This is a genomic window from Microbacterium sp. LWH13-1.2, from assembly GCF_038397735.1.
Lineage (GTDB): Bacteria > Actinomycetota > Actinomycetes > Actinomycetales > Microbacteriaceae > Microbacterium.
On record NZ_CP151635.1, the window covers coordinates 464,044 to 476,207 of the forward strand.

Sequence of the window (12,164 nt, forward strand, 5' to 3'; positions counted from 1 at the left end):
AGCAGCACTATCGTGACGCGCACTTACACTCCGAAGGCCGGCGAGGTCCAGCGTGACTGGGTCGTCATCGACGCCACTGACGTCGTTCTCGGCCGCCTGGCTTCGCACGCCGCTACGCTCCTGCGTGGCAAGCACAAGCCCACCTTCGCCAACCACATCGACTCGGGTGACTTCGTCATCATCGTGAACGCCGACAAGGTCGCGCTCACCGGTCAGAAGCTCCAGAAGAAGCTGGCTTACCGCCACTCGGGTTACCCGGGCGGCCTCAAGTCGGTCACCTACGCCGAGCTCATGGAGAAGAACCCGGTCCGCGCTGTGGAGAAGGCCATCCGTGGCATGCTCCCCAAGAACAGCATCGGCCGTCAGCAGCTGTCGAAGCTCAAGGTCTACGTCGGTTCCGAGCACCCGCACGCCGCTCAGCAGCCGAAGACGTACACCCTCGACCAGGTCGCCCAGTAAGCGCCGTAAAGACTTAAGGACATACTCGTGGCTGACATCCAGGACACCACCGAAACCCCCCAGAACTTCTCGACGTCGACTCCCGAGACCGACGCAGTCGAGGCGGCTCCCCGCCCCGTGCTGAGCGTCCCGGGCGCCGCTGTCGGCCGTCGCAAGCAGGCCATCGCCCGCGTGCGTCTCGTCCCCGGCTCGGGAACGATCACGGTCAACGGCCGCACGCTCGAGGACTACTTCCCGAACAAGCTGCACCAGCAGCTGATCAACGACCCGTTCACGATCCTCAACCTCGCCGGTGGCTACGACGTCATCGCGCGCATCTCCGGCGGTGGCCCCTCGGGCCAGGCCGGTGCACTGCGCCTCGGCATCGCTCGCTCCCTCAACGGGATCGACGAGGAGAACAACCGTCCGACCCTGAAGAAGGCCGGCTTCCTGTCGCGCGACGCGCGCGTCAAGGAGCGCAAGAAGGCTGGACTCAAGAAGGCCCGTAAGGCGCCTCAGTACTCGAAGCGTTAAGGTCCACCGCTCCGATGCCGATCTTTGGCACGGACGGCGTGCGAGGGCTTGCCAATGGCATCCTCACCGCCGACCTCGCGCTCACCCTGGCCCAGGCGACTGCTGTCGTCCTGGGCCAGGGCCGTACTGCGGAGGCTCGCAAAGCCGAAGGCAAGCGACTCACCGCAGTCGTGGCCCGCGACCCCCGGGTCTCGGGTCACTTCCTGACCGCCGCGGTCTCGGCAGGCCTCGCGTCCTCCGGCGTCGACGTGCTCGAGGCCGGAGTCATCCCGACGCCGGCGCTCGCATTCCTCGTCGCCGACCGTGACGCCGACTTCGGCGTGATGATCTCGGCGTCGCACAATGCGGCGCCCGACAACGGCATCAAGATCTTCGCCCGTGGCGGTGTGAAGCTCCCGGACATCGTCGAGCAGCGCATCGAAGAGGCGATGGCGGGCGAGAAGCTTCGTCCGACCGGTGCCGGCGTCGGCCGGATCGACCGGTTCTCCGACGCCGAGGACCGCTATGTCGTGCACCTCCTTGGCTCATTGCCGAACCGCCTGGGCGGCATCAAGGTCGTCCTCGATTGCGCGCACGGCGCGGCCTCCGGCGTGTCTCCGGAGACCTTCCGCGATGCGGGTGCCGACGTCACCGTGATCGGTGCCGACCCCGACGGCTGGAACATCAACGACGGCGTCGGGTCCACGCACCTCGACCAGCTCGCAGAAGCGGTCGTCAGGCTCGGGGCCGACATCGGCATCGCGCACGACGGCGACGCCGACCGCTGTCTCGCCGTCGATGCGCAGGGCAACGTCATCGACGGCGATCAGATCATGGCGATCCTCGCCGTGTCGATGAAGCAGCGCGGTCATCTGACCGACGACACGCTGGTCGCCACCGTGATGAGCAACCTCGGTCTCCACGTCGCGATGCGCGAGCAGGGCATCACTGTGCGTCAGACCGCGGTCGGCGACCGCTATGTCCTCGAGGACATGAACGCGGGCGGCTACGCCCTCGGCGGCGAGCAGTCCGGCCACGTGATCATGAGCGAATACGCCACGACCGGTGACGGCCTGCTCACGGGTCTCCACCTGGTCGCTGAGATGGCACGCCAGAACAAGACGATCGCCGAGCTCGCGAGCGTGATGACCGTGTACCCGCAGGTCCTCATCAACGTGCGTGATGTCGACAAGGACGCGGTCGACTCCGATGAGGTCGTGCAGGCTGCGGTCCGCGAAGTCGTGGCCGAGCTCGGCGAGACAGGCCGGGTGCTGCTGCGCAAGTCCGGCACAGAGCCGCTCGTCCGCGTCATGGTCGAGGCGGCCGACGCCGATTCGGCTCAGGCGTATGCCGCTCGTCTGGTCGACGTCGTGCGCGAGCGCCTCGCGCTCTGACGCACCTCTCGCTCTGAACAGTCGAGCGCGCCGTGCGGCACCGTTGATCGGTCAGCCGCGCGGCGCGCTCCAGTTCAGCTGCTCGATGTATCGCAGCAGGACACCCTCGCGCAGGGCCCACGGCGAGACCTCGAGCTCGTCGACGTCCAGTGCGGTCATCGCGGCGTGCAGCGAGACCGCTGCGGCGACGATCTGGAACGTGCGGTCTGCGGTGATCCCGGGAAGCTCTTGCCGTGCGGATGCGGGGAGGCGAGCGAGCCGCGGGATCCACGATCCCAGCGAGGCGCGCGGCAGCACCATGCGCTGGATGCCCGACCACCCGGGAACCGGGTAGCCGGCGAGTCTCGCGAGCGAGCGGATCGCTTTCGACGAACCCACGACATGGTCAGGGCGGGGAAGCGCCGTGAACCGGGGGAGGACTTCGGCGAGCGTCGCGGTCGCATGCTCGCGGAGACGCTCGACATCGTCCTCGCCGGGAGGGTCGTGCGGGAGGAACTGCACGGTCATGCGTCCGGCACCCAGCGGGACGGATGCCGCGGCATCCGGCATCTCATCGCCTCCGGCGGCGACTTCGAGCGAACCACCGCCGATGTCGAGGAGCAGCAGCTGGCCGGCTGACCAGCCGAACCACCGGCGGACCGCGAGGAACGTCAGCTCCGCCTCGGTCTCACCGTCGAGAACCTGAAGCGGCTGTCCGAGGGCCGCCTCGATGCGGGCGATCACGTCGGCCCCGTTGCGGGCGTCGCGCACAGCGCTCGTGGCGGTGGCGAGAAGCTCGTCCACACGCTCGGCCTCGGCGACCTTCCGTGCCTGTGTCACGGCCGACTCGAGCGCGATCACACCTTCTTCCGAGATCGACCCGTCATCGGTGAGGTATCTCATCAGACGCAGAACCGTGCGGTCGCTGGTCTTCGCCAGAGGCCTGCCGCCGGGGCGGACGTCGGCGGCGAGCATATGGACGGTGTTGGAACCGATGTCGAGGACTCCGAGGCGCACGGGTAGAGACTACTCGCGCGCCGTTACGATGTATGCGTGACCACCGCCGACCCCACGCTGCCGCTGTCGCCGTATCGAGAGATCGGACGCGATGAATGGGCGCGACTTGCGGCAGGACTCGACCAGCCGCTCACCGAGACCGAGGTCGTGGAGCTCCGCGGCATCGGAGACCGCCTCGACCTGACCGAGGTGCGCGAGGTCTATCTCCCGCTGAGCCGGCTGCTCAGCCTCTACGCGACGGCCACGAAGCGACTGGGCGCCGCGACGAGCTCGTTCCTGCAGGAGGACGACACCACGACTCCGTTCGTCGTGGGTGTCGCCGGCTCCGTCGCGGTGGGAAAGTCGACGATCGCCCGTCTGCTGCGCGAGCTGATGAGCCGGTGGCCGGGCACACCGCGCGTCGAGCTCGTGACGACCGACGGCTTCCTCTACCCGAACGCCGAGCTCGAGCGCAGGGGACTCATGGAGCGCAAGGGCTTCCCCGAGTCGTACGACCGGCGCGCGCTGCTCGAGTTCCTCACCGAGGTGAAGAGCGGCGCGGCCGAGGTGCGGGCGCCCTTCTACTCGCACATGCGCTACGACATCGTTCCTGACGCGCATGTCGTCGTGCGCCGCCCGGATGTCGTGATCGTGGAGGGGCTGAACGTCCTCCAGCCTCCGCCCGCACCGAACGACGTCGCCGTGAGCGATCTGTTCGACTTCTCGATCTTCGTGGACGCCGACACGTCGCACATCGAGAAATGGTACGTGGATCGCTTCCTCGCGCTGCGGCAGGGAGCCTTCTCGAACCCGTCGTCGTACTTCAACGTCTTCGCGCACCTCACCGATGATGAGGCGATCACCACTGCTCTCGGATATTGGAACGAGATCAACATGCCGAACCTGGTCGAGAACGTCATGCCGACCAAGCACCGAGCGCGTCTGGTGCTCAACAAGGGCGTCGATCACAGCGTCGAGAGCGTACTGCTCCGCAAGCTCTGATCGGGCGGAGGGTTTCGTTCGGAACCTTCGCAAAAAGCCCGGCTTACTCTTGACCACATGTGTGGAATCGTCGGATACGTGGGCCCGCGGCCCAGCCAGGACATCCTGCTCGCCGGCCTCGCCCGCCTCGAGTACCGCGGCTATGACTCCGCTGGTGTCGCCGTCATCGACGGCGATGGAGCGCTCGGCATGCGCAAGAAGGCGGGAAAGCTCGCCGTGCTGCGCGATTCGCTCGCCGACTCGTCGCTTCCGGACGGCAACACCGGCATCGGGCACACGCGTTGGGCCACCCACGGCGGCCCCAGCGACGAGAACGCGCACCCGCACCTCGCGGACGACGATCGCCTCGCTCTGATCCACAACGGCATCATCGAGAACTTCGCCGCGCTGCGTGACGAGCTGCTCGCCGACGGCGTCAGCTTCCGCAGTGAGACCGATACCGAGGTCGCCGCAGCGCTCCTCGGTCGGGAGTACCGCAACAACGGCGGTGACCTGCAGCTCGCGTTCCGCGGCGTGGTCAATCGCCTCGAAGGTGCGTTCACCCTTCTCGCGATGCACCAGGACCACCCGGGGCTCGTCGTCGGAGCCCGCCGCAACTCGCCTCTGGTCATCGGCCTCGGTGAGGGAGAGAACTTCCTCGGGTCCGACGTCGCCGCGTTCATCGAGCACACCCGCAAGGCGCTCGCCATCGGGCAGGACCAGATCGTCTCGATCACCCCTGACGCTGTGACCGTCACCGACTTCGCCGGCACGCCGGTCGAGGCCGAGCCGTTCGACGTCTCGTGGGACGCCGCCGCCGCCGAGAAGGGCGGATGGTCGAGCTTCATGGCCAAGGAGGTCTCCGAGCAGCCCGAGGCCGTCGCCAACACGATCCGCGGTCGCATCCAGGGCGACCAGGTCGTCATTCCCGAGCTCGAGGGGCTCGACGAGCTGTTCCTCGGTATCAATCGCATCATCATCACCGCGTGCGGAACCGCCGCGTACTCGGCGCTCGTCGGCAAGTACGCGATCGAGCAGTGGGCCCGCATCCCCGTCGACGTCGAGCTCGCCCACGAGTTCCGCTACCGCGACCCGGTGATCGGCGCTGACACGCTTGTCGTCTCGATCAGCCAGTCGGGCGAGACCATGGACACCCTGATGGCCGTGAAGTACGCGAGCGAGCGCGGTGCGCGCACTCTCTCGATCTGCAACACACAGGGGGCCACGATCCCGCGCGAGTCGGATGCCGTCGTCTACACGCACGCGGGCCCCGAGGTCGCGGTCGCGTCGACCAAGGCGTTCTCGGCGCAGATCACCGCTCTCCTTCTGCTCGGTCTGCACATGGGGCGCGTGCGCGGATCCGTCGAGGATGCATCCGTCGACGTCGCCGAGCTCACGGCGCTTCCCGAGAAGATCGCGAAGGTCCTCGCGAGCGAGCAGGAGCACGTCACTCAGCTCGCCGGTTGGATGGCCGACACCCGCTCGGTGCTGTTCCTCGGTCGCCATGTGGGCTTCCCGATCGCGCTCGAGGGTGCGCTCAAGCTCAAGGAGATCTCGTACATCCACGCGGAGGGGTTCGCCGCGGGCGAGCTCAAGCACGGTCCGATCGCCTTGATCGAGCCGGGACAGCCCGTCTTCGTCCTCGTGCCCTCGCCGCGTCACTCGGCTGTCGTGCACTCGAAGGTCGTCTCCAACATCCAGGAGATCCGGGCGCGCGGCGCTCGCGTGATCGTGGTCGCCGAAGAGGGTGACGCGGCGGTTCTGCCGTTCGCCGACGAGGTCATCCGGATCCCTCTCGCGGGTGCGATGTTCGAGCCGCTGCTCGCTGTGGTGCCGCTGCAGATCTTCGCCATGGCGCTCGCCACCGCGAAGGGACTCGACGTCGACCAGCCCCGCAACCTCGCGAAGTCCGTCACCGTCGAGTAGTCCTCGTCGAGGGCCTCGAGCGGGCCTGATACACGGGGTCGCACCTGCGGGCTTTTGGGGCAGTTGGCTGGTGAATTCCCGCGTGGCTGCCCAAGAGTGCGCTCTGGGCCGGCCATCCGGGAATCCGTCAGCCATCCGGCTCAGGATCGGGAGCGAGCCACAGCGCCCAGGATCGCGGCGACCACGAGATCCCACTCGTGGATGATCATGGCGTAGTCGAATCGGAGCGTTTCGAATCCCAGACGGGATGCCGCGGCATCCCGAATCAGGTCCCTATGGCGTTCGGAACGGCCGGCGTGGTTGCCCTTGCCGTCTGCTTCGAGGATGACGCGTCTCTCCAGGACGAAGTCCACGCGACCGACACCGTCGATCGACACCGGAGTCTCCACTCGGATGCCGAGCAGGTGGAGCCGTAACCGGACGATGGACTCCAGCCCGCTGTCCGCGTCATGGCGCGCGAAGTCGACAAGCCAACGAGCACGTGCTGGAAGCGCAGCGCGGATGCGGCGCCGCACGCCCGCTCCGATCAGGCCCAGCGCCCACGCCGATTCATACGCCGCGAAGAAGAGCTCCTCACCGTGGCATCCGAACGACTGCACCAGCGCCTGTTCGACCGGGTCCAGTCCTAGACGCATCGATCCTGCGCGGTAGTGCTCGACGCACGTGCAGTCGGGATGAGCATGTGTTCGTCCGGCTTGGCCGAGCCAGACGTGGGGATGCTCTTCGTCGTCGAGAACCCAAATGCCGTGCGCACGGAGGGCACCGGCACAGGAGAGCGCGCCCCCATGCAGCGCAGCGGTGCGCACACTCCACCCGCACGACGGGGTCGCGAACACTCCGGCGCGCAGGCGGATCACATCGCCTCGACGCACCGCGTTCGAGAGGTCCTTGCGAGTGCATCCGAATCGCGCGAGCTGTGACCCGCGGGCGACTCCACCCTCCAGTTCGACGAGCATGAGAGGTGTGGGCATCCGCCGATCCTCGTAGATCCGTCGGCCCCTGGTTTCACCGCGGGCCGTATTCTGTGGATCAGTCTCTCCGCCTTGGGCATGGGGAGGAACAGTCGCGAGGGCCGAATGGCTGGGGGATCCCCACATGGCTGCCATGAGAGGTCGGCGGAGGCCGCCCACCGGGGAGATGCCAGCCATCCGGGCGTGGGAGAGGACGAGGCCACGGATTACGGAGGACGAGCGACGGACCACGGGCCAGCAGCCGACGGCCGACAGAGGATGCCGCGACTAGGCTGAACGGGTGATCATCGGGACCGGCATCGACCTCGTGGACATCCCGCGGTTCGAGCGCACACTCGAGCGCACGCCACGACTTCTCGAGCGACTCTTCGCGCCGGGGGAGCGGGCGCTGCGCCTTCCGTCCCTCGCCGCTCGGTATGCCGCGAAGGAGGCCCTGATCAAGACCCTCGGAGGATCCGACGGCGTCCATTGGATCGAGATCGAGATCGCCTCCGAGGCCTCAGGGCGCCCGCACTTCGTGTTGACGGGGACCACTGCGGAGGTGGTCGCCGAGCGAGGCATCACCCGACTGCATCTGACACTCACTCACGACGCGGGGCTCGCCGCCGCATTCGTCGTCGCCGAAGGAGAGCCGCTGTGACCGTACCGTTCCGTGAAGCGCGCATCGACCTGGATGCCATCACCGACAACGTCCGCCACTTCCGTCGGCTCACCGGCGTGCAGGTCATCGCCGTCGTCAAGGCGAACGCCTACGGCCACGGCGCCGCCGCGACGGCTGTCGCAGCGCTCGCGGGCGGTGCGACGCGTCTCGGCGTCGCCGAGATCCCCGAGGCTCTAGAGCTGCGACGACAGGGCATCACCGCGCCGATCGTGGCATGGCTGCACGCGCCGGGCGAGCGGTTCGAGCAGGCGGCTGAGCACAACGTCGAAGTCGGCATCTCGTCGTTCGACCAGCTCGAGGCCGCCGGGGCTGCGGCATCCGTCGACCGCCCGGTAGGGGTGCACCTCAAGTTCGAGACGGGACTCTCGCGCAACGGGATCGCACCCGCCGACTGGCGTCGTGTGCTCGCGGAGGCGGCTCGTCTCGAGCGCATCGGCCGCCTTCGCATCATCGGGCTGTTCAGCCATCTGTCGAACACCTCCGCGCAGGACGACCGTGACGCCCTGGCGAAGTTCGAGGAGGGTGTCGCGGCCGCGGCAACCTTCGGCATCCGTCCGGAGATCCGCCACATCGCTGCGACGGCTGCCGCGATCGACCTGCCGGAGATGCGTCTGGATGCGGTCCGCATCGGAGTCGGCATCTACGGACTCTCGCCGTTCGATGACCGCTCGTCCGCCGAACTGGGACTCCGACCCGCCATGACGCTGCGTGGCGCGATCGCCGCTGTGCGCAGGGTACCGGCCGGTGCGGGAGTCTCGTACGGCTACGACCACCGCGCGCCGCATGACACCACCCTCGTGCTCGTGCCGCTGGGCTATGCCGACGGCGTGCCCCGACACGCATCCGGCCGGCTGCCGGTGTCGATCGGCGGGCGTCGCTATACGAACGTCGGCCGCATCGCGATGGATCAGTTCGTGGTCGACGTGGGCGACGCACCCGTATCGATCGGTGACGAGGTCGTGCTGTTCGGCGACCCGACCCTCGGAGTCCCGTCGGCGGCGGAGTGGGCGAACGTCGCCTCGACCATCAACTACGAGATCGTGACCCGCATCGGCGCGCGCGTCGCCCGGCGGTCGGCATGAGCGTCCACCCCGCATTCCTCGGTCGCCTCGAGATCGAGACGTCGGAGGCGATGGAGCAGCTCGGCTTCCGTATCGGCGAGCAGCTCGAAGCGGGAGACCTGCTGATCCTCACCGGGCCCCTCGGTGCCGGCAAGACGACGTTCACGAGAGGGCTCGCCGAGGGCCTCGGCGTGCGCGGTCCGGTGCAGAGCCCGACCTTCGTGATCGCGCGGACGCACCCCTCGCTCGTCGGACGCGCGCCACTCGTGCATGTGGACGCCTACCGTCTCGGCTCGGGAGCGGAGCTCGACGACCTCGACCTCGATCTCGCGCGCTCGGTCGTCGTGATCGAATGGGGGCGCGGGATGGCCGAGGACCTCGCAGACACCTGGTGGGACATCGAGCTCGAACGTCCCGTCGGCGGCGACGACGATCTCGACCCCTCCGAGCTCGATGCCGACGCTCCTCGGCACGTGACGATCACGCGCGGCGGACGCTCAGCGATCACCGGTTGAACCCCGACTACCCTGGAGAGGTGATCCTCGCCGTCGACACCTCCCTGGGCACCGCCGTCGCCCTCATCGACGACGACGGCACCCGTCTCTCCGACGCCTCCGCCGCCGACCCCCTCGGGCACGCCGAGGTCATCGGAGATCTGCTGGTCCGAGCGATCAGCGAGACCGGACGCGGTGAGATCGCCCATGTGGTCGCCGGAATGGGGCCCGGCCCCTTCACCGGACTCCGCATCGGCATCGCGGCCGCGCGCGCGTTCGCGCTGGGGCGTGGAATCCCCGTCATCCCCGTGCCGAGCCACCTCGCTGCAGCATTCACCGCGATCGAGCGGGATGCCGTCATGGGGCCGTTCGCGATCGTCACCGACGCGCGTCGTCGTGAGGTCGCCATCACGGTGTTCGACGGGACGGATGCCGACGGCATCCCGCTCATGACCGTCGACACGAGGCTGGTGCCGAGCGTGGACGCGGATGAGTACCTCGACGGTGTCCGCCGCATCGACGTCGCGACCCTCTCGGCCGTGGACCTCGCCCGCGTGGGGGCCAGGGCTGTGGCCGCGGGGCGCACCCTCGCCGGTGACGAGCCGCTGTATCTGCGACACCCCGATGTGACCGTGCCCGGCGCGCCGAAGAAGGTGGGGCGATGACTCTGCGCGACGCGACGCCGGACGACCTCGACGCCATCATGGCGATAGAGCATCGTTCCTTCCCCACCGACGCGTGGAGTTCGTCTGCGATGGCGTTGGAGCTGGCCAGTCCGCACGGTCGCTACCTGGTCGACGAGCTCGACGGCGCGATCATCGGCTACGGGGGAGTCCGTGCACTCGAGGGGTCTCGCGATGCCGACATCCAGACGATCGCCCTGGACGCCGACCACCGAGGCGCGGGGCGAGGGCGTGCGCTGCTGCGCGCGTTGCTCGACGCAGCCGGGCAGAGGGGCGCTCGTGAGGTGTTCCTCGAGGTCCGCGCCGACAACCCGAGTGCCGAAGGACTGTACCTGTCCGAGGGGTTCGAGGAGATCGGCCGCCGCCCGCGGTACTACCAGCCCGATGACGTCGATGCGATCGTGATGCGCCTCGCCCTGCAGCATCCTCGTTCCGCACATCAGGGCGCGGCGATCACGGATGCCGCGAAGGAGGCCACCGCATGACCGAGCCGCTGGTGCTGGGCATCGAGACGAGCTGCGACGAGACCGGGATCGGGATCGTGCGCGGCCGCACCCTGCTGTCGAACACGATCGCCTCGAGCATGGACGAGCATGCCCGCTATGGAGGAGTCGTTCCGGAGGTCGCGGCACGTGCCCATCTCGAGGCGCTGCAGCCGTCGATCGACGCTGCGCTCGCCGAGGCAGGCGTGCGACTCGACGACCTCGATGCGGTGGCCGTGACGAGCGGCCCCGGCCTCGCGGGCGCGCTCATGGTCGGAGTGGGGGCCGCGAAGGGCCTGGCCGTGGCGCTCGACAAGCCTCTGTACGCGGTGAACCATCTCGTGGGCCACATCGCGGCCGACATCCTCACCCCGGACTCCGATCCCCTGGAGTATCCGACGATCGCGCTGCTCGTCTCGGGTGGACACACGTCGCTGCTCCACGTGCGCGACCTCACCACCGACGTCGAGATGCTCGGCGAGACCATGGACGACGCGGCCGGTGAGGCGTTCGACAAGGTCGCCCGTCTGCTGTCGCTGCCGTACCCCGGCGGACCGGAGATCGATCGGGCAGCCCTCGACGGCGATCCGAACGCGATCCGATTCCCGCGTGGTCTCTCGCGGGCATCCGACCTGGCGAAGCACCGTTATGACTTCTCGTTCTCGGGCCTCAAGACGGCCGTCGCACGCTGGGTGGAGCGCTGCGAGGCAGACGGCGTGCCCGTGCCCGTCGCCGATGTGGCTGCGAGCTTCCGCGAGGCCGTCGTGGATGTGCTGGTGACCAAGGCGCTCGCCGCCTGTGCCGACCTCGGCGTCCCCCGTCTGCTGCTCGGCGGTGGCGTGATCGCGAACCGTCGGCTGCGCGAGGTCGCCCTCGCCAGGGCCGAGGCCGCGGGAGTCACCGTCCGCATCCCCCCGCTGTCGCTGTGCACCGACAACGGGGCGATGATCGCCGCTCTCGCGGCCGAGCTGATCGCGTCGGGCCGCCGCCCGTCGACCTTCGCGTTCGGTGCGGACTCGACTCTTCCCGTCACCCAGATCCAGGTCGATGAGCGCGTCGCGGTGATGTGATGAGCGATGTTCCCCGCCTGCCCGCCCCGCACGGGGGCGATCCCGCTTCTGTGCCGGACCCAGCCCTCGCCCGTCCCCGGATCGAGGAGCCCAGCGGCGAGGTCGAGCACCCGGCCGGCTCGGCACGGATTCCGGGCGCACGGCGTGACGGCTACACCAAGCTGCCCACGGGACCGGTCGGAATCGAGCCCGTGGTCGTGAGCGGACCGGTCGCTGACGACATCGGTCACGATGCTGAGTGGCAGCCATCGACCGCGGATGCAGCCGTCGACGACACCAGGCTCGCGCCGTGGGCGCTGATGGCGGCGATCGTGGCCCTGGTGGCGTCCTTCTTCGTGGGCTGGGGCGTCCCGATCGCGGTCGTCGCGGTGATCGCGGCGATCATGTCGTTGCGGCGGCCGGTCGAGAGCCGCGCGATCGCGCGATGGGCGCTCGTCCTCGGCCTGTGCGCGACCGTGTACAGCCTCGGATGGCTGGTGTGGGCAGGCATGCAGTTCGAGAGGCTCGGCTAGCGG

Annotated in this window: 14 protein-coding genes; 12 read left to right on the forward strand and 2 right to left on the reverse strand. The window is 68.6% G+C overall.

Translation table 11 applies throughout. The features are described 5' to 3' along the window. The first annotated feature begins 12 nt into the window (after window positions 1–12). From rplM to glmM, 3 genes are read left to right on the forward strand one after another with little or no spacing between them, the layout of a single operon-like run. Window positions 13–459 (forward strand): 50S ribosomal protein L13, encoded by a 447-nt coding sequence (gene rplM / locus MRBLWH13_RS02080; protein ID WP_056508304.1) that lies wholly within the window; start codon window positions 13–15, stop codon window positions 457–459. A 27-nt stretch (window positions 460–486) separates the two neighbouring features. Beyond that, entirely contained in the window at window positions 487–972 is a 486-nt protein-coding gene (gene rpsI / locus MRBLWH13_RS02085; protein ID WP_056412286.1) for a 30S ribosomal protein S9, read from the forward strand. Between the two features lie 14 nt (window positions 973–986). Then, window positions 987–2,345: a phosphoglucosamine mutase gene (glmM, locus tag MRBLWH13_RS02090; protein ID WP_341956684.1), complete on the forward strand. Its 1,359-nt coding sequence runs from the start codon at window positions 987–989 to the stop codon at window positions 2,343–2,345. A 51-nt stretch (window positions 2,346–2,396) separates the two neighbouring features. On the opposite strand, the gene MRBLWH13_RS02095 is transcribed toward glmM, so the two are convergent. Further along, window positions 2,397–3,341, reverse strand: a complete 945-nt coding sequence (locus tag MRBLWH13_RS02095; protein ID WP_341956685.1) for a Ppx/GppA family phosphatase — start codon at window positions 3,339–3,341, stop codon at window positions 2,397–2,399. A 36-nt stretch (window positions 3,342–3,377) separates the two neighbouring features. Here MRBLWH13_RS02095 and coaA point away from each other — a divergent pair, with 36 nt between their 5' ends. Both coaA and glmS read left to right on the forward strand, forming a co-directional pair. Then, window positions 3,378–4,322: a type I pantothenate kinase gene (gene coaA, locus MRBLWH13_RS02100; RefSeq protein ID WP_341956686.1), complete on the forward strand. Its 945-nt coding sequence runs from the start codon at window positions 3,378–3,380 to the stop codon at window positions 4,320–4,322. A 57-nt stretch (window positions 4,323–4,379) separates the two neighbouring features. After that, window positions 4,380–6,227 (forward strand): glutamine--fructose-6-phosphate transaminase (isomerizing), encoded by a 1,848-nt coding sequence (gene glmS / locus MRBLWH13_RS02105; RefSeq protein WP_341956687.1) that lies wholly within the window; start codon window positions 4,380–4,382, stop codon window positions 6,225–6,227. 140 nt (window positions 6,228–6,367) lie between these two features. Here glmS and MRBLWH13_RS02110 read toward each other — a convergent pair whose 3' ends face one another. Further along, window positions 6,368–7,198: a type IV toxin-antitoxin system AbiEi family antitoxin domain-containing protein gene (locus tag MRBLWH13_RS02110; protein ID WP_341956688.1), complete on the reverse strand. Its 831-nt coding sequence runs from the start codon at window positions 7,196–7,198 to the stop codon at window positions 6,368–6,370. 280 nt (window positions 7,199–7,478) lie between these two features. Here MRBLWH13_RS02110 and MRBLWH13_RS02115 point away from each other — a divergent pair, with 280 nt between their 5' ends. From MRBLWH13_RS02115 to MRBLWH13_RS02145, 7 genes are read left to right on the forward strand one after another with little or no spacing between them, the layout of a single operon-like run. Beyond that, the gene (locus MRBLWH13_RS02115; RefSeq protein ID WP_056309248.1) at window positions 7,479–7,838 is read left to right on the forward strand and encodes a holo-ACP synthase; all 360 of its coding nucleotides are present in this window, start codon (window positions 7,479–7,481) and stop codon (window positions 7,836–7,838) included. Continuing rightward, the gene (gene alr / locus MRBLWH13_RS02120; RefSeq protein ID WP_341956689.1) at window positions 7,835–8,941 is read left to right on the forward strand and encodes an alanine racemase; all 1,107 of its coding nucleotides are present in this window, start codon (window positions 7,835–7,837) and stop codon (window positions 8,939–8,941) included. Before MRBLWH13_RS02115 ends, alr begins: the two co-directional genes overlap by 4 nt. Next, on the forward strand, window positions 8,938–9,435 hold the full coding sequence (tsaE, locus tag MRBLWH13_RS02125) for a tRNA (adenosine(37)-N6)-threonylcarbamoyltransferase complex ATPase subunit type 1 TsaE (RefSeq protein WP_341956690.1): 498 nt from the start codon (window positions 8,938–8,940) through the stop codon (window positions 9,433–9,435). Before alr ends, tsaE begins: the two co-directional genes overlap by 4 nt. 20 nt (window positions 9,436–9,455) lie before the next feature. Next, a complete protein-coding gene (gene tsaB, locus MRBLWH13_RS02130) occupies window positions 9,456–10,079 on the forward strand; it encodes a tRNA (adenosine(37)-N6)-threonylcarbamoyltransferase complex dimerization subunit type 1 TsaB (protein WP_341956691.1) in 624 nt (207 codons plus the stop codon). Next, window positions 10,076–10,582 (forward strand): ribosomal protein S18-alanine N-acetyltransferase, encoded by a 507-nt coding sequence (rimI, locus tag MRBLWH13_RS02135; protein ID WP_341956692.1) that lies wholly within the window; start codon window positions 10,076–10,078, stop codon window positions 10,580–10,582. Before tsaB ends, rimI begins: the two co-directional genes overlap by 4 nt. After that, a complete protein-coding gene (tsaD, locus tag MRBLWH13_RS02140) occupies window positions 10,579–11,649 on the forward strand; it encodes a tRNA (adenosine(37)-N6)-threonylcarbamoyltransferase complex transferase subunit TsaD (RefSeq protein WP_341956693.1) in 1,071 nt (356 codons plus the stop codon). Before rimI ends, tsaD begins: the two co-directional genes overlap by 4 nt. Further along, window positions 11,649–12,161, forward strand: a complete 513-nt coding sequence (locus MRBLWH13_RS02145; RefSeq protein ID WP_341956694.1) for a hypothetical protein — start codon at window positions 11,649–11,651, stop codon at window positions 12,159–12,161. Before tsaD ends, MRBLWH13_RS02145 begins: the two co-directional genes overlap by 1 nt. Window positions 12,162–12,164 lie beyond the last annotated feature (3 nt).